Origin of the sequence: Propionivibrio sp., assembly GCF_049316945.1 — a bacterium.
Lineage (GTDB): Bacteria > Pseudomonadota > Gammaproteobacteria > Burkholderiales > Rhodocyclaceae > Propionivibrio.
Genome location: NZ_JBMOJE010000054.1, coordinates 1 through 15,890 on the forward strand (window position 1 = coordinate 1; position 15,890 = coordinate 15,890).

At 58.2% G+C, this 15,890-nt stretch carries 16 protein-coding genes; 13 read left to right on the forward strand and 3 right to left on the reverse strand.

Features of this window, described 5'->3' with window-relative positions; all coding sequences use genetic code 11:
• Positions 1 to 667: 667 nt before the first annotated feature.
• The 3 genes from ACOYNV_RS13395 (at position 668) to ACOYNV_RS13405 (ending at position 1,742) form a co-directional block, all read left to right on the forward strand.
• A complete protein-coding gene (locus ACOYNV_RS13395) occupies positions 668 to 958 on the forward strand; it encodes a type II toxin-antitoxin system HicA family toxin (RefSeq protein ID WP_422900284.1) in 291 nt (96 codons plus the stop codon).
• The gene (locus ACOYNV_RS13400) at positions 955 to 1,287 is read left to right on the forward strand and encodes a type II toxin-antitoxin system HicB family antitoxin (RefSeq protein ID WP_422900285.1); all 333 of its coding nucleotides are present in this window, start codon (positions 955 to 957) and stop codon (positions 1,285 to 1,287) included. Before ACOYNV_RS13395 ends, ACOYNV_RS13400 begins: the two co-directional genes overlap by 4 nt.
• A 101-nt stretch (positions 1,288 to 1,388) precedes the next feature.
• Positions 1,389 to 1,742: a type II toxin-antitoxin system CcdA family antitoxin gene (locus ACOYNV_RS13405; RefSeq protein WP_422900286.1), complete on the forward strand. Its 354-nt coding sequence runs from the start codon at positions 1,389 to 1,391 to the stop codon at positions 1,740 to 1,742.
• A 229-nt stretch (positions 1,743 to 1,971) separates the two neighbouring features.
• Here the strand turns inward: ACOYNV_RS13405 and ACOYNV_RS13410 are convergent, their stop codons facing one another.
• A complete protein-coding gene (locus ACOYNV_RS13410; protein WP_422900287.1) occupies positions 1,972 to 2,967 on the reverse strand; it encodes a pseudouridine synthase in 996 nt (331 codons plus the stop codon).
• Between the two features lie 3 nt (positions 2,968 to 2,970).
• Entirely contained in the window at positions 2,971 to 3,315 is a 345-nt protein-coding gene (locus tag ACOYNV_RS13415; protein WP_422900288.1) for an FKBP-type peptidyl-prolyl cis-trans isomerase, read from the reverse strand.
• A 153-nt stretch (positions 3,316 to 3,468) separates the two neighbouring features.
• On the opposite strand from ACOYNV_RS13415, the gene ACOYNV_RS13420 reads away from it, so the two are divergent.
• From ACOYNV_RS13420 to corA, 3 genes are read left to right on the forward strand one after another with little or no spacing between them, the layout of a single operon-like run.
• Complete coding sequence (locus tag ACOYNV_RS13420) at positions 3,469 to 4,578, forward strand: HD domain-containing phosphohydrolase (RefSeq protein WP_422900289.1); 1,110 nt, start codon at positions 3,469 to 3,471, stop codon at positions 4,576 to 4,578.
• On the forward strand, positions 4,575 to 5,372 hold the full coding sequence (gene tcdA, locus ACOYNV_RS13425; protein ID WP_422900290.1) for a tRNA cyclic N6-threonylcarbamoyladenosine(37) synthase TcdA: 798 nt from the start codon (positions 4,575 to 4,577) through the stop codon (positions 5,370 to 5,372). Before ACOYNV_RS13420 ends, tcdA begins: the two co-directional genes overlap by 4 nt.
• Positions 5,360 to 6,430: a magnesium/cobalt transporter CorA gene (gene corA, locus ACOYNV_RS13430; RefSeq protein ID WP_422900291.1), complete on the forward strand. Its 1,071-nt coding sequence runs from the start codon at positions 5,360 to 5,362 to the stop codon at positions 6,428 to 6,430. The genes tcdA and corA overlap by 13 nt, the downstream gene beginning before the upstream one ends.
• 7 nt (positions 6,431 to 6,437) lie before the next feature.
• Here corA and ACOYNV_RS13435 read toward each other — a convergent pair whose 3' ends face one another.
• A complete protein-coding gene (locus ACOYNV_RS13435) occupies positions 6,438 to 7,382 on the reverse strand; it encodes an MBL fold metallo-hydrolase (protein ID WP_422900292.1) in 945 nt (314 codons plus the stop codon).
• Between ACOYNV_RS13435 and ACOYNV_RS13440 the strand changes: the two genes are divergently transcribed.
• From ACOYNV_RS13440 to ACOYNV_RS13470, 7 genes are all read left to right on the forward strand, one after another.
• Positions 7,381 to 7,581, forward strand: a complete 201-nt coding sequence (locus ACOYNV_RS13440; RefSeq protein WP_422900293.1) for a hypothetical protein — start codon at positions 7,381 to 7,383, stop codon at positions 7,579 to 7,581. The two genes, ACOYNV_RS13435 and ACOYNV_RS13440, sit on opposite strands and share 2 nt — an antisense overlap.
• Before the next feature lie 153 nt (positions 7,582 to 7,734).
• Complete coding sequence (locus ACOYNV_RS13445) at positions 7,735 to 8,028, forward strand: acylphosphatase (protein WP_422900294.1); 294 nt, start codon at positions 7,735 to 7,737, stop codon at positions 8,026 to 8,028.
• Positions 8,029 to 8,139: 111 nt separating this feature from the next.
• Positions 8,140 to 8,742, forward strand: coding sequence for a peroxiredoxin (locus ACOYNV_RS13450; protein ID WP_422900295.1), 603 nt, complete (start codon positions 8,140 to 8,142; stop codon positions 8,740 to 8,742).
• Positions 8,743 to 8,936: 194 nt separating this feature from the next.
• Positions 8,937 to 9,722 carry a Yip1 family protein gene (locus ACOYNV_RS13455; protein WP_422900296.1) on the forward strand — a complete coding sequence of 262 codons (786 nt, stop codon included), beginning with the start codon at positions 8,937 to 8,939 and terminating at the stop codon, positions 9,720 to 9,722.
• A 267-nt stretch (positions 9,723 to 9,989) separates the two neighbouring features.
• A complete protein-coding gene (locus ACOYNV_RS13460) occupies positions 9,990 to 11,882 on the forward strand; it encodes a site-specific DNA-methyltransferase (RefSeq protein ID WP_422900297.1) in 1,893 nt (630 codons plus the stop codon).
• Positions 11,875 to 12,936, forward strand: a complete 1,062-nt coding sequence (locus tag ACOYNV_RS13465; protein WP_422900298.1) for a PDDEXK nuclease domain-containing protein — start codon at positions 11,875 to 11,877, stop codon at positions 12,934 to 12,936. Before ACOYNV_RS13460 ends, ACOYNV_RS13465 begins: the two co-directional genes overlap by 8 nt.
• Positions 12,937 to 13,050: 114 nt before the next feature.
• The gene (locus tag ACOYNV_RS13470) at positions 13,051 to 15,768 is read left to right on the forward strand and encodes a DEAD/DEAH box helicase (RefSeq protein ID WP_422900299.1); all 2,718 of its coding nucleotides are present in this window, start codon (positions 13,051 to 13,053) and stop codon (positions 15,766 to 15,768) included.
• Positions 15,769 to 15,890: the final 122 nt, after the last annotated feature.

Consider the following 15,890-nt stretch of genomic DNA (forward strand, 5'->3'; position numbering starts at 1 on the left):
CACTGGCACTTTCAAGTTGCCGAATTCATGGTAGTTTCACGGCGCCGCGCACAGCAGAGCCAAAGAAACAGAAAACCGTGGCCTATCCCAAGCCCCTCTGAAAAACAGTTGGCATACGTACGAAAGCCCCTAACCACGGGGCTTTCGAGCATTCATTTCACAAACGATTTCTTTTGCTGAAAATTTCCTCAAGAACCTTGCGGCGTAAGCCTCTCCGTCAAAACATCAACCGTTTTTCAGAGGGGCTTGGGCCTATCCACCTTTGTTCGTCCCTATTGTCCTTTTCGAGGGCTTAATACCGACAAAAAGGGTCAGCACCACCTCATTCTTTTTCGCGAAAAAAAAGCGATGCTGACCGTTCGCAGTAACAGCAGTAAATCTAGCGGGTTGAAGTCCCGTCTGGGGAGTTGTCCGTACGCCAGATTGCGTGGAATACGCAACGCCCCGGTAGCATGAGGGAGCGGCGTCGTGGTAACACGGGGTCGTGAGTTTCCAAACAACAAGAGAGCAGGCCGTAACGCAAGTGAACCTATGAGTATCAAACATGTCTTTTAACATCTTGATCAGATGGACGAATCTGGATACCGGCCTTCGCCGGTATGACGGCGGATGCTTAGAACAAATTTACCCTGCGGTCATGGCTTATCCACTTGCTATCAGATAGTGCTTGCAGTTGATTGCACTTTTAGCTATCATCAATCGCATGAAAACAAAGCACATCAAGATCCTTTGCGCCATCTTCGCCAAGCCAACGACAAGAACCCTGCCTTGGTCGGACATTGAGTCGCTGCTATTAGCGGCGGGCTGTCGCGTTATTGAGGGGAACGGATCGCGGGTGCGCTTTGTGTCCGGGGATTGCGTGGCTACTTTCCACCGTCCGAACCCGACCAAGGAGGCGAAGGCGTACCAGGTTGAGGATGCACGTAAATTTCTGGATTTAATCGGAGTGAAACCATGAATACCATGCAGTACAAGGGCTATACGTCCCGTGTCGATTTTGACGACCGTGACGATATTTTTGTCGGCAACGTGCTTGGCATCCGCGATGTGGTCGGATTCCATGCGGACAACGTGGCTGATTTGCGGTCGGCTTTTGTAGAGGCGGTCGATGATTATCTCGACACCTGCAAAAGCGTCGGCAAGACGCCGGAGAAGCCGGCCAGCGGGAAGATGATGCTGCGCGTTTCGCCTGAGGTGCATGGAGCGGCACTGGTGGCGGCTATGGCGGCTGGGAAGAGCCTGAACCAGTGGGCCGCTGAGGTGTTGCGCGACGCTGCTCATGCTTGATGGCCGGGAAAGCGAGCGTTGGCAGGAGTTGCTTACCTGGGCACAGCGGACTTAAGGGGACAATAAACAGACCATTTTTCATGTTGATTTGGGAGTTCGCCATGAAAAATATTTCCCGAAAAACTGCCGACAAACCGCGTAAGACAACCAATGTTTCAATTAACGAATTGCTGCTCACTGAAGCCAGAGCGCTGAAAATCAATGTTTCGAAAGCGGTCGAGACCGGCCTGGCGCTAGCGCTTGCCGAGAAACGCACAGAACTCTGGCTAGTGCAAAACCAGTCAGCCCTCGAAAGCTCAAATGACTACGTCGAACAGAATGGTCTCCCCTTAGCCCAATACCGGGGACATCGCTACTCAAATTGCCTGAGAGGAGCCTGGAGAGTTTTCGCAATGAGATTGCGATGGCCGTGGATTTGTTGTTTCAGGGGTTTTAGCCAAGCATTAAAGGCTTAATATTTTATCGAGCACACGCGTAACCCGCGTAGATAGGCGATCTTCAGCCCATGTACTGCGCTTGCCGCATGGATTCTTGATCTGGCGACCAATGCCTCCAGGATGCCCGTCCTTATTGGCTAACAGCCATGCTCAATGTCAAATCCATCAGGCCGACGGCAAGGCCAGCAGCACGCGCAAACCACCCAGCGGCGAATTGGCCAATTCGATCCGCCCGCCATAGAGACGGCTAGAACGTCTCATCATCGCGCAGGAAGCGCCACTGCCCGAGTGGCAAATCAGCCAGTTTCACCTTGCCGATACGAACCCGCTTGAGCCCGACGGCGCGCAGACCGACCAGTTCGCACATGCGGCGAATCTGCCGTTTGCGCCCTTCGTTCAGCACGAAACGAAGCTGATCCTCATTGAGCCACTCGACCTTGGCCGGCTTGAGCTTCCGCTCGTCGAGACTGAGGCCATGGTTCAACAGCGCCAGCCCTCTGGCGTCGAGCCGACCTTCGACACGCACCAGATACTCCTTATCGACAGTCGAGTTTTCGCCAATCAACTGCCGCGCCACACGGCCATCCTGCGTCAACACCAGCAGGCCGGTCGAGTCGATATCCAGACGCCCGGCGGGCGCCAGCCCTTTCAGGTGTGAGGCATGGAAAAGCGGGGTATCGGGCGTGCGGTATTGATTCTCCGGCTGCACCAGCGTAACGGCGGGCGTGAAGCCCGGTTCGGGCTGCCCGGAGACATAGCCGACCGGTTTGTGCAGCAGAATGGTCATCTGCTGTTGCTGCGCCGCACGTGCGCCCTTGTCCAGCTTGATGGTGACTGAAGGGTCGGCGCGCGTACCCAGTTCAGTGAGGCGCTCACCATTGACGAAAACCCAGCCCCGCTCGATATAGGAATCCGCCTCCCGCCGTGAACACAGTCCGCGCTCGGCCATCAATTTGGAAACGCGCACACCGCTCTGTGGAGTCTTGTCGAGCACAGGAGCAGATAGCGGGCGGGCGGGGGAAGTCTTCGCAACGACGGGCGCGCGCGAGGGTGTGCCGCGCGGCTTTTGTTGTGACGGGGCTTTTGCGGCCTGTGGCGGTCGGATTAAGGACTCATCAGAGGCTGGCCGGCGCTTGACGAAAGCGGCACCGCCACGCACCGGCCTGCGAGGGTTGTCGGCTGCTGCTTCCTGGCTCCGGCCGGTGGTCGGCAAGCCCAGGGTTTTACGCGGTGTAACGGCCATCGATCAGTTGATGTCGAGCAGTTCGACTTCGAACACCAGCGTGGCATTCGGCGGAATCACGCCACCTGCTCCGCGCGCACCGTAGCCGAGTTGCGGCGGGATGGTCAATTTGCGCACGCCACCGATGCGCATGCCTTGCACGCCTTCATCCCAGCCGGCAATCACGTTGCGCTGGCCAAGCGGGAACTCGAAGGGCTCGTCGCGATCCTTGCTCGAATCGAATTTGGTGCCGTTGGTCAGCCAGCCGGTGTAATGAACACTGACAAACTGGCCAGTGCTGGCGTTGTCGCCCTCGCCAACCTTGATTTCCTCGATCTGCAGACCGGATTCGGTAGTAATGATAGACATGATTTCCCCTCATAAATTTGAAAGGTGGAGTGTAGACCAGCCGAGCCTTGGGAACCAGTTCAACACGTATCTGCTGGTAAAAAACACATGCGTTACCCCTTGACCCGGCTTTCGGCTAAACTTGCTGCAATAAAAACGCCGGGGAGAAGCCTTATGGACATTCGCTCGATCATTGCACCCGTGATAACCGACAAAGCGGCTCTGGAAGAGTTTATTGAGTCACTGAGTGATCTCGCGCCAAACATCGAACGCGATATCGCCCGCCTGAAGAACACCCCTGAAGACCGCGAAGTGATCAGCAGCCTTTTCCGTGCCATCCACAACATCAAGGGCGACGCGACGCTGTGCAAAGTCGAACTGGCGGTGGCCATTGTGCATCCGATCGAAACGGTGCTGGCGCGTTTCCGCAACGACGAAATCGTGTTCAGCGACATCATTGCCGAGGCGGTTCTACTGGCGATTGACCGCCTGGAACTGGCGGCTGAAGCCCTGCTCTCCGGCAAATCGCTCGACGCCCTGCGCCTGCTGAATCTGGTGAATGGACTCGACAAACTGGCCCTGGCAGCCGCCCCCGACATGGACGAGTGCGCCGGTGAGCTGATTGAAGCCGTCACCGGTTTCCGTCCCGCCGCTGAAGCTTCCAATTTGATACGTGGCCGCGCCTCATCCATTTCCAGCAAGTCAAAGTCGCAAGCGGCAGACGACCTGCGCTTCTTCCGCACCCTGGCCAACCAGCTTGAGGCGCGCTCCCTGCTGTTCAAGGGACGCACCATGCGCCTGCTGCGTTTGGCCATGGAAACCAATCAGATGCGCGACAAGGCGGTTGATCCGATGCAACTGGAAGCGGCCGTTTACATGCACGACATCGGAATGATGTTTCTGCCGGAATCAGTATGGTTGAAACTGGAGCACATGTCGGCGGAAGAAAAACAGATGCTGCGCACGCACCCGGATTACGGTGCCGGAATTCTCTCGCGCATGGACGGCTGGGACGAAGCCGCCAAAATGGTGGCGCAGCACCATGAAATGCCCGATGGCGAAGGCTACCCGATGGGCTTCGAGGCGCAGGATATTTGCGCCGGCGCAAATATCCTGGCAATTGTGGATGCCTTCGAAGCGGTCATGCTCAAGCACATTCACCGCGGCAAGAACCGCTCGGTGCTGCGTGCCATTGCCGAGATCAACGCCTGTGACAACCAGTTTGCGCCCGAATGGATCGAGCCGTTCAACAAGGTCATCCGGCGCACGGTTGAGGCCAGATGAGCAGCCAGGTAACCGGCAATGGCGCCGACCTGGCTCGGCGCTTTGGGGGGATACAAAGGCTTTACGGCGCCGATGCGCTGGAGCGCTTTCAGGCCGCGCACGTTTGCGTGGTCGGGATTGGCGGCGTCGGTTCATGGGCTTCGGAAGCGCTGGCACGCTCCGCGATCGGCCAGATCACCCTGATCGACCTTGACATGGTGGCCGAGTCGAACGTCAATCGGCAGATCCACGCGCTCGGCGATGCCTTTGGCAAGGCCAAGACGCTGGCCATGGCAGAACGTATCCTGGCCATCAATCCGGCTTGCCGGATCAACGAGGTCGAGGACTTTGTAACGCCCGACAATCTGGATCAGTTGCTCGACAAGGGTTTCGACTACGTGATCGATGCCATTGATCAGGTGCGCACCAAGGCGGCAATGATTGCCTGGTGCAAGACTCGCGAAATACCCCTGATCACTTCCGGCGGTGCAGGCGGTCAGATCGACCCGACGCGCATCGAAATCACCGATCTGGCACGCACCATCCAGGATCCGCTGCTTTCCCGGGTGCGCGCGCTGTTGCGCAAGGAATACGGGTTTACGCGCGATGCGAAAAGGAAATTCGGCATCCCGGCCGTGTTTTCAAACGAACCGCTACGCTATCCTGAAAGCGGAGCAAGTTGCGATGAGCCGCCAATGCTGTCCGGGCTCAACTGCGCCGGTTTCGGTTCGTCGGTTTGCGTAACCGCACCCTTCGGCCTGTTTGCTGCGGCTGAAGTTTTGAGATATCTGGCGACCGGAACATGCCCCGGCTGAAGAAAAAGCTGCGCTCAAGCAAAATCGGCCTGCCACCGGGTGCGCTGGTGCATCTTGGCGAGATCAAGACGCCAGCGCCTTTGCTGTCGTTGATCGATTTTTCGCCGGACTCGTTTGCTGAACATGAACTCCTCGACCTTGCCGCCCTCGATGCTTTACCGCGCGGGCCGGGCGTGCGCTGGCTGAACATTCACGGGGTGCACGATGGCGCACTGCTCAGCGCCATCGGCGAGCGTTTCGGACTGCATCCTTTAGTCATCGAGGACATTCTCAACACCGACCAGCGGCCGAAAGTTGATGATTTTGACGACTACCTGTTCATCGTCGTGCATATTTACGACGCGGATCGCGAACGGCTTGATGTGACCACGGACCAGATCAGCCTGGTCATCGGACGCGATTTCGTACTCACGTTTCAGGAACGGCCAACCGGTACTTTCGCGCCGATTCGCCAGCGACTGCGTGCCGAGAAAAGCCCGATGCGCCGCGTCGGTAGCGACTATCTGGCCTATTCGATGCTGGATTCCATCGTCGACAGCTATTTCACGGTAATTGAGCGATTCAGCGAAAGCGCCGAAGATCTGGAAGAAGAAATCCTCAACAATCCGCAGACGAAAACCCTGCAGCAAATCCATGAACTGAAACGACACGTAATGCGTCTGCGCCGCACGCTATGGCCGCTGCGCGAAACGCTGACCACGCTTTACCACGGCCAGTCTGATTTCTTTCGCCCGGAGACCTTGCTCTATTTACGCGACGTTTACGATCACACCGTGCACGTGCTCGAATCGCTTGAAGACCAGCGCGACCTGCTCACCGGGCTGCTGGATATCTATCTCACCACCGTCAGCAACCGGGTCAACGTTGAAGTGCGCCTGCTGACGGTGGTCGCCACCCTTTTCATGCCGGCAACACTGATCTCGGGCATTTTCGGAATGAACTTTCACACCATGCCCTGGCTGGATCAGCCCAACGGCTTTTGGCAAACTCTGGCACTGATGGCGGGTGTAGCGATCAGCATGACGCTCGTTTTCTGGAACCGCAGGCTGTTGCGCTAACTTTCAATCAAGGCAGCGAATCAAGCCAGACGACAAGCCCTTGCGCATTCAGATCGAGATCTGTGGCAAAGATTTCGAGAATTTCAGCGGGTGGCAAGCGGCAGCCGAAAAGCGTGCTCTGGTCGATCAACAGCCGTGCAAGTCCGTCACGAATACGGGATAGTCTGTCCGGGCCGGCATTCTGCTCACGCCGGGCAATCTCCAGATGGGCGTCGATCAGCCGGTGCAGTTCAAGCGCCTTTGCAGCAACGTCCCTGACCTGGCTGAAATGAGTCAGATACATGGCCTCCGGCTGATAGCTCATGAGCAGGTCAAGCGAGGCGTGCAACGCCACCGGGTCGAACTGGATTGGCGTCGTTGTCGGGAAGATGAACTGTCGGCCATCGGTGTCCAGTTCGCGATAGGAGAGCCCGAAAGTATCGCCGGTAAAGATACCCCGGCTCCTGCGATCGACAATGCTGATGTGATGCTTGGCGTGCCCCGGCGTATCAAGACAAATGAATTCCCGGCCGGCCAGGTCGACCTTCAGTTCATGTGCCGCCTCGATGATTCTTGATTCGTCGATGGGCAATACATCACCATAGAGCCGATACACTTCGGCTGCGCCGTAGACCGCATTCGCCCCGGCGATCAATTTAGACGGATCGGCCATGTGCCGCGCGCCACGCGGATGAACCACCAGACGCGCATTGGGAAAAGCACGCATCATCGCCCCGGCGCCACCGGCATGATCGAGATGGATATGCGTGAGAATGACGTAGTCGACACTTTCGACAGGCAGACCGAGGGTATCGAGCGCCGCCAGCGCGGCCGGCAGCGATTCGTTATTGCCGGTGTCGACGAACGCGGCATGGCCGTTTTCGACCACCAGATGAATCGACGCCAGCAGCGGGCGAACATAGCCCGCATCGAAGGCGTAAATGCCGTGCTCGTAACGAATCAGTCGGTCCATGAACTACTTTTCCTTTTTTGTCCAAGTGAAACAAAGTATCAATCTCGAAGCTGGCAAATACAGCGCTTCGCTCCAGCATCCACTGCACTGCCGAGCCTGCCAACTTTACCATGGCCTTCTCGACCGAATCCAGCGTGCTCTCGGCAGGGCCGTGGCGCCGATCCAGGCCACCGCGCCAGCACTCATCAGCGCATTCTGATGTTGCTCGCTGCAGTCACCATGCTTCCGATTCCCGGTTTTTCCCTAAGCTGCCATTTTGTTCTTCCTGATCATTCTTGGCGTCCCTTGTGACTTGGTGGTAAATTTCAATCTCTTGCCTTTCTACGTGGATTGCTATCAGCCCGCCTTCACCATGGCATATATCACTCGCCATCTCTCCATCTACGGACGTGTTCAAGGCGTCGGCTACCGCTGGTCGCTTAGTGCCGAAGCGAAAGCACTCGGGCTCAGCGGCTGGGTGCGCAACCGTAGCGACGGGAGCGTCGAGGCCTTGATTTGCGGCACCCCGGAGGCGGTGGAAGCACTCACCACCTGGGCATATCGTGGTCCGCCAGCAGCGCATGTCGAACGCTTGCTCAGCCGCAACGAGCCCAGTGCCGAAAACCATGCCATATCAGTCAGCTTTGAGCAAAGGCCTACTTTTTGATTTGCCGGGAACTTGCCGGACCGCAATGCTGACTAATCGTCACTGGATCCGGTTCTCGTCCATTTCTTGTCTTCACTCTTTTCAACAACAACCGATTCAAGGAGAAGCACTATGGCCGTACTCGTTGGCAAACAAGCCCCCGATTTCACTGCAAATGCCGTCATGGGCAACAATGAAATCCGCAGTTTCACCCTGTCTGCTGAAACCAGTGGAAAATATACGGTTATTTTCTTTTATCCGCTCGACTTCACCTTCGTCTGCCCGTCCGAACTGATCGCCTTCGATCACCGCCTGGCCGAGTTCAAGCAGCGTGGCGTCGAAGTCATCGGCGTCTCGATCGACTCGCAATTCACCCACCTCGCCTGGAAAAACACCCCGGTCAACAATGGCGGCATCGGGCAGGTACAGTACCCGCTGATCGCCGACATCAAGCACGAAATCTGCCGTGCCTACGACGTCGAATTCGGTGCCGCCGGCGTTGCCTTCCGTGGCTCCTTCCTGATCGACAAGAAGGGCGCCGTGCGTCACCAGGTGGTCAACGACCTGCCGCTCGGCCGCAATGTCGACGAAATGCTGCGCATGGTCGACGCCCTGCAATTTACCGAAGAGCATGGCGAAGTCTGCCCGGCCGGCTGGAACAAAGGCAAGGCCGGCATGAAGGCTTCGACGGCTGGCGTTGCCGAGTATCTGGCCGCCCACGCCAAGGAACTGTAAGCCACTCACGCTGGCGCCGAACGATCGGCGCCAGCGAGTCTCCTTCACGAAAGCCCCGTCTGCGACAACGCAGTCGGGGCTTTCCTTTTGGCCCCAACACATTGATATCACAAACTAATAAAAGAGGAGTAAGCTTGCCGCGCTACCGCCGAACCGCGCTTACTTCCCACTCACCCGCCAACGAAAGTCAGATCATGAATCTCGTTCAACGCGTCAAGGATATCCTGCTCACGCCGAAGCAAACCTGGCCGGTCATCGAAGCCGAACCAGCCGATACCGCCACCCTCTACACGCAGTACCTGATGCTTCTCGCGCTGATTCCGGCAATCGCCGGGTTCATCGGCATGTCGCTGATCGGCGTCAATGCCATGGGGATGTCGATGCGCATCCCGCTGCTCAGTGGCCTGGTCAATATGATTGTCGGCTACGTGCTGTCGCTGGTCATGGTTTATGTACTGGCCCTGATCGCCGATGCCTTGGCGCCCACCTTCGGCGGCCAGAAGAACCCGATCATGGCGCTCAAACTCGTTGTTTTTGGCAGCACCGCGGGCATGATCGGCGGCATCTTCTCGGTGATTCCGGCGCTATCGATGCTGGGACTGCTGGCCGCGCTGTATTCCATCTACCTGCTCTTTCTCGGCATTCCGGTACTGATGAAAGCGCCGCCGGAGAAAGCCCTGCCCTATACCGCTGTGCTGCTGGTCTGCGGCGTAATCGCCGGCGCCGTCATCGGCGCCGTCACCCAACTCGTGACGCCCGGCCCCTCGATGCAGATCGGCGCCGGCGGACAAGCTCCGATGGTATCGATTGATACACCGCAAGGCACCGTCAAGCTCGACGTCACCAAGATGGACGACTGGAGCAAGCGCATGGAAGAAGCCGGGAAAAAGCTTGAAAAAGCTCAACAGTCTGGCGACCAGGCCGCCATGGAAAAGGCCATGAAAGAGATGGCAGCGCTCCATTCACCGGTTCAGAAATGATCTGAAGGAACAGGGTCGAGCGCTTACCGATGAAAAGCCGAAGCATTGCGCTTCGGCTTTTTCACTTCGAGTAAACTGCAAACTTCTTTCAAATGCTGTATGGCTGCAGCCCGCATGGATAGGCGATCTGCAAGACATAGGCCTGAACAGTGGCGTATTCATTGGCACTCATTGATAGCTGCTTGCAGAACGCCATTCCATGCGGACTCCAGGGCCACTGCTCTTCATCCAGTGTTTGCTTCAACACCATAAGAAAGAATCAAAAGCATGAGCCAGAAGCATACCGATCTGCTCGCTCAATTGAATGCGCTCAATGCGCCTGAATTGCGCCGCCTCCTGGTGGACCACCTGACCCGGCAAAAGCTCGGGCTGTACTGGGAATCGAGCGCCGTCGAGCGCGATCAGGCGCTCAACGCCAATCTGGTTTTTCCGCGCCTGATCCCGGAACAATGCCATTTCGGTGACGGCCAGGCCGCGGTGCTGAAAAACCTGATCATCGAGGGCGACAATTACGACGCCCTGCGCCTGTTGCAAGCCACGCATCGCGGCAAAATTCGCGTCATCTACATCGATCCGCCTTACAACACCGGCAACAAGGACTGGGTATACAACGACCATTACGTCGGCGCCAACGACCGCTGGCGGCACTCGCAATGGCTGGAATTCCTCTATCGCCGGCTGACGCTGGCGCGTGATCTTTTGACGCCGGACGGCGTGATTTTGGTCTCGATCAACGATGAAAACCGGGCGCGGCTGGAATTGTTGATGGACGAGGTTTTTCCGGGGCGGCGGCTGGGCACCATCACCTGGCGCACCCGGCAAGGTTCGAACGCCGACCAGCAGTGCTTTCTCAGCGTCGATCACGAACACGTACTGGTTTATGGCAACCCCGGTTTCAGTTTCAACGGCTTTGCCAAAAGCTACGACGCGTACAGTAACTCGGACAATGACCCGCGCGGCGATTGGATGTCTAGCGATCTGACACTTGGTTTTTCCTGGAGGGAACGCCCCAATCTCTACTACCCGCTGCTCGACCCAAGTACCGATATCGCCTACCCGCCCAACCCGGATCGCGTCTGGGTTTATGCCTCGGAAAGCCGCCTGAAGGCAGACCAGACCGTGCAGGCTAAAACGATGGAAGAATTCATTGAACTCGGCCAAATCATCTTCCCGCCGGTCGATCAACGCGTCGAAACCTGGCCAACCATGGACGCATTGCTCGCCGCGATTGACGCCGGCGAAGTGCCAAAAATTGGCAAGAACCCCGCGCTACGTCGCGACTTGCCTAATCTGGAGTTCTGGGTCGGGCGCCCGGTAGGTTTTGGCCGTCCTCGTTTCAAGCGCTACAAGGCCGACTTGCGCAACCAGACGCAGCCGCTATCGAGCTGGGTGGTGCCAGCCTCCGAGGACGGCGCCTACGAAGCGGAAAGCAGCTTCGTTTCCAGCACCAACCAGGAAGGCGCGCGCATTGTCGCGGAAATTTTCGGCGACCGCGCCTTCAACTACGCCAAGCCGCTGTCACTGATCAAAAACCTGCTGCAGCAAGCCACCCGGCCCGGTGACATCGTGCTCGATTTCTTTGCCGGCAGTGCCACCACCGGCCACGCGGTGCTTGAGCTGAACGCAGAAGACAACGGCCAGCGCCGCTTCATTCTCTGCTCCAGCACCGAGGCGACGAGCAAGGAACCGGACAAGAACCTGTGCCGCGATGTCTGCGCCGAACGCATGCGCCGCGTGTTGCAGGGCTACGGCGGCAAGGCGAGCCGGGATGATGCATTCGCTTACCTGCAACTCGACCTGATCGAGCCGGCCGATGTGAGTTTCGACGCCAGCGCTGAACACGCCTGCCAGTTGCTGGCGCTGCGCCTTTACGGTTGTGCCCTGACGGCCACCGAGATCAAGCCGGGCCTGCGGCTGATCGGCCAGTCGGGCGACTGTGCGCATCTGGTATTGCCCGAGGTGAACGCCGCCGTGCTCGATGCGCTGGTCAATTGGCTACCCACTTCGGGCGTGGCGCGGCTGGCGATCTGGTCACCGCGCCCGGAATCGCTGGCGGCAGCGCTCGCCGCTCGCGACATCGAGGCCAACTGTTACGGGCTGCTCGACGCGCTGACACGTGGCCAAGGCGGCCAGGGCGGCGGGGGAAAATTACATGAATGAACTGAGCCGCACGGATTTATACGCTGGCATTCGCGAGGTGCTGGCCTCGGCGCAAACGCAGGCGCGCCGCGCGGTGAACGATGCAATGGTGCAAGCCTACTGGCAAGTCGGCCGACTGATCGTGGAAGACGAACAGGGCGGCGAACAGCGCGCCGAGTATGGCAAGCGGGTGTTGCCCGATCTGGCCAAACGGCTGACGGCGGAATTTGGCGCAGGTTTTTCGACCACCAATCTGAAACTCTTCCGGCAGTTTTACCTGGCGTTCCCGATTGGTCACACGCTGTGTGACCAATCGACGCTGGGAAAACTGAGCTGGTCTCATTTTCGCCAATTGCTACGCGTAAACAATGTTGCCGCGCGCACCTGGTACGCCAACGAGGCAGCCACCCAAGGCTGGAGCGTGCGGGCGCTGGATCGGCAGATCGGAACGCTGTTTTATGAGCGCCTGCTGTCCAGCCGCGAGCCTGAACCTGTTCGCCAGGAAGCCATCGCCAAAATTGCCGAGGAAGCGCCGAACGACCCGCGCGATTTCATTCGCGACCCGTATGTACTCGAATTTCTTGGCGTACAAGCGAGCCCGCAGCTTTACGAAAAGGATGTGGAACAGGGGCTTATAGACCGCTTGCAGCAGTTCCTGATGGAACTCGGCAAGGGCTTCGCTTTCGTGGCGCGACAGAAGCGGCTGCACGCCGAGGGCTACGACTTTTTCATTGACCTGGTGTTCTACAACTACCTGTTGAAATGTTTCGTGCTGATCGATCTGAAAATCGGTGAGCTGACGCATCAGGATGTTGGGCAAATGGACATGTACGTGCGTATTTGTGATGAGCAACTGCGCACGGCCGGCGACAACCCGACGATTGGCCTGATTCTCAGTTCGGAGCGCAATTCTGCTGTCGCCAAGTATTCTCAACTGGCGAGCAGCTCGCAGCTTTTCGCCAGCCAGTACAGCTTGATTCTGCCCAGCGAAGAGGATTTGCGCGCTGAACTGGAACGAGATCGCGCGCTACTGGAGGCGGCACGCGAGAAAAGCAATCCCGACCAACCTTCATGAACCGTCATTCCGGCGAAAGCCGGAATCCAGTGCCGCACTACTGGATTCCGGGTCAAGCCCGGAATGACGAATTTCAGGTTGGTCTGTTATGAACACAAAAAAGAGGCTTCAAGAATGACCCAACTCGACATTCTCACCGCGCAATCAGCCGCCAACGAGCCGGAGCGTTTTCAGTCGGAAATCATCACCAACCTTGGCCGAGCGCTGCTGCGCCACAACCCGCCACCCTGTCTGTTGCGTGCGCCGACGGGGTCGGGCAAGACTTTCATGCTGGCGCGGGTGCTGACCAACGTCAGCGCCGAACGTGGCGTGTTGTGGTTCTGGTTTGTGCCTTTTGTCAATCTGGTGGCGCAGACGCTCGATGCGCTGGCCGCCAACGCCAACGACCTGAGCCCGCAATTGCTGACACACGGGCGTAATCAGGAGGCCGCCGCCGGGCAGGTGCTGATCTCGACGGTGCAGGCCGTCGCCAGGGCGCAATCGCGCACCAAGGGTTACAACGCCGACGGTGACGACGATACGCGCACGCTGGCCGAACTGGTGGCGCGGGCTCGAGCGCAAAAGCTGCACATCGGCATGGTGGTCGACGAGGCACATATCGCGCTGGACAAAGCGACCGAGTTCGGCAAGTTCGCGCAGTGGCTACATCCGGATTACCTGATCATGGCCACGGCCACGCCGAAAGACCAGCGCCTGCTGGAATTCCTCGCCAGCGCCGATAAATCGGAGTTTGAATCCTTTACCGTCAGCCGCGACGAAGTGGTGGCGGCGCGGCTGAACAAGCGTTACATCGAGGCTATCGTTTATGACTTGCGGCAGAGCGTGCAGTCAGTTGTCGATTTGAAACGCACGGTGTTGCGGCAAGCATGGAAGCGCAACCAGAAGTTGAAACGCCAACTCGCCGAGGCCGGGATCAACCTGACTCCCTTGATGCTGGTGCAGGTTGCCAACGGAGAAAAAACCGTCGAGGAAGCCGAGCAGGATCTGGTGCATCTTTGTGGTGTGCCTCCCCCCGCCATCGGCAAGCATTCTGCCGACGAACCGGACCCGGTACTGATGGCCGCGATTGCCAATAACCCCGGCAAGGAAGTGCTGATCTTCAAGCAGTCGGCCGGCACCGGCTTCGATGCGCCACGCGCTTTTGTGCTGGCTTCGACGAAAACTGTGAATGATCCGGACTTTGCCATGCAGTTCATCGGCCGTGTGATGCGGGTTTCCAAGGCGATTCGAGCCCGCTATGCAAAAACCGAAAACATTCCGGCTGATCTCGACACGGCCTTTGTCTATCTGGCCAATGCCGAGGCGCAGAGCGGTTTCGAGGCGGCGGTGCTGGCCACCAGCCAGATCAAGAGTCAGCTCGAAGGGCAAACCGAGAAGCTGGTGATCCGGCAGACGGTTTCCGGCGCGGTGGTCATTACCAACCGCGCAACGCCACAAGCCCCGCTCACTTACGACTTGCCCCTGCCGGGCCGTGAGGCGCCGATTGCCTCAGAATCCGGCGACCCTTTGGCGACGCGCATCGTGCATGGTCAGCAACCCGACATGTTCGCAGGCAGCAGTGAAAACGAGCTGGATGAGTTGCAGCCTTCGCTCCCCGTCCATGCCTCAGGATATGGCTTGGCAAAAACGTCAGCGGCGGTGCCGCCAGTGAACGCGCAAGAGTTGATTCTTGCCCTGGCCGAACGCGGTTTGAGGGCCTATCAACGCACAACATCGGCGCGTAATCTGCCGCATGCCCTGAAACGGGAACAACGCCCCGAGATGGCGGACATGAGCAAGATTTCCCGTAACGTGGCCGCCAAACTCGACATTCCGAACAAGCTGGCGGCGGATGCGATCAAAGTGGCGCTGAACAAGCTCAAGGAAACCGAAACCCATACCGAACTGACGACCCATGCCATCCATGACGAGGTAGTGCAGATCGTCACCGATCGCAATGCACTGGCGCGCGAAGCCTTGCAATCCTTGCGTAGTCTGCCGCAGGTCGAAGACGAGGACTGCCGCATCATTATCGAGGTGCTGTCGCAGCGCATGCTGCCCTTGGTCCGCGAAGCGTTTGACGATTTTGCCGACGACCAGGTAGCGGACGAGAAATTATTGCAGCGATCTGCCCGCGATGCCGCGCATTGGGTTGCCTTGCGCCAGACCGATTTCCTGGCGGAAGCCATGCACGAGGCGATTGCCGACCAGTCGGAAACGATAGACGCCGGGCCGCTGCCCGACGCGATGCTGTTCCCGACCGACCTTCCGCTAAAGGCATCGCGCAAGAATATCTTCGGCGTGCTGCCACCGAGCAGTGACGAACGGGCCAGCGTCGAGCAGGTGTTGATGCTGGACGACCGCGCCTTGATGGCCGGACGACAATGGTCGATGTGCGATCAGTCAGGAAAAACAGGGGGCTATTTTACCGACGCCTACGATGGCAGCGCGACGCTGAATGGTGAAGAACTGGCCTTTGCCAAGGCGCTGGATCGCTCCGATTTTGTTGCCTGGTGGCACCGCAACCCGGATCGCAAACCCTACTCGGTGAGGCTGGTGCGCGGCGAACACCGCAACTTTTTCCATCCGGATTTCGTGGTCTGCCTGGAGCATTTTCCAGGCGACCAGCCGATCATCCGCTTGATCGAAACCAAGGAAAACGTCAAGGATGCGGCGCGTAAAGCCAAACATGTCCCGGCGTGGTACGGGAAAGTTCTGTTCCTCACCAAGGATCAGTCACGCCTGCGCTGGGTGAAGGAGGACGGCAGTTTCGGCAGCGAGGTCGAACTCGACGACCTGAGCGAAGTTGCCGAATGGCTGCGCGCTTCACGGCCGATGCAGCCGGTGGCCTGAATGCAGCGAACTGCAGCCCGCATGGATAGGCGATCTGCAAGCCATATTCCTGAAGAGTGGCGTATTCATTGGCTTTCCTTGACGCCTACTTGTAGAACGCCATTCTATGCGGCTTGCAGAGA

Bases quoted from the DNA above. Each gene is read 5' to 3' on its own strand.
- ACOYNV_RS13440 (WP_422900293.1), top strand. From the start codon at position 7,381: ATGAACTACTTTTCCTTTTTTGTCCAAGTGAAACAAAGTATCAATCTC.
- ACOYNV_RS13465 (WP_422900298.1), top strand. From the start codon at position 11,875: ATGAATGAACTGAGCCGCACGGATTTATACGCTGGCATTCGCGAGGTG.
- ACOYNV_RS13420 (WP_422900289.1), top strand. From the start codon at position 3,469: ATGGACATTCGCTCGATCATTGCACCCGTGATAACCGACAAAGCGGCT.
- ACOYNV_RS13450 (WP_422900295.1), top strand. From the start codon at position 8,140: ATGGCCGTACTCGTTGGCAAACAAGCCCCCGATTTCACTGCAAATGCC.
- ACOYNV_RS13445 (WP_422900294.1), top strand. From the start codon at position 7,735: ATGGCATATATCACTCGCCATCTCTCCATCTACGGACGTGTTCAAGGC.
- ACOYNV_RS13435 (WP_422900292.1), bottom strand. From the start codon at position 7,382: ATGGACCGACTGATTCGTTACGAGCACGGCATTTACGCCTTCGATGCG.
- ACOYNV_RS13415 (WP_422900288.1), bottom strand. From the start codon at position 3,315: ATGTCTATCATTACTACCGAATCCGGTCTGCAGATCGAGGAAATCAAG.
- ACOYNV_RS13405 (WP_422900286.1), top strand. From the start codon at position 1,389: ATGAAAAATATTTCCCGAAAAACTGCCGACAAACCGCGTAAGACAACC.
- ACOYNV_RS13455 (WP_422900296.1), top strand. From the start codon at position 8,937: ATGAATCTCGTTCAACGCGTCAAGGATATCCTGCTCACGCCGAAGCAA.
- ACOYNV_RS13460 (WP_422900297.1), top strand. From the start codon at position 9,990: ATGAGCCAGAAGCATACCGATCTGCTCGCTCAATTGAATGCGCTCAAT.
- corA (WP_422900291.1), top strand. From the start codon at position 5,360: ATGCCCCGGCTGAAGAAAAAGCTGCGCTCAAGCAAAATCGGCCTGCCA.
- ACOYNV_RS13470 (WP_422900299.1), top strand. From the start codon at position 13,051: ATGACCCAACTCGACATTCTCACCGCGCAATCAGCCGCCAACGAGCCG.
- ACOYNV_RS13400 (WP_422900285.1), top strand. From the start codon at position 955: ATGAATACCATGCAGTACAAGGGCTATACGTCCCGTGTCGATTTTGAC.
- tcdA (WP_422900290.1), top strand. From the start codon at position 4,575: ATGAGCAGCCAGGTAACCGGCAATGGCGCCGACCTGGCTCGGCGCTTT.
- ACOYNV_RS13410 (WP_422900287.1), bottom strand. From the start codon at position 2,967: ATGGCCGTTACACCGCGTAAAACCCTGGGCTTGCCGACCACCGGCCGG.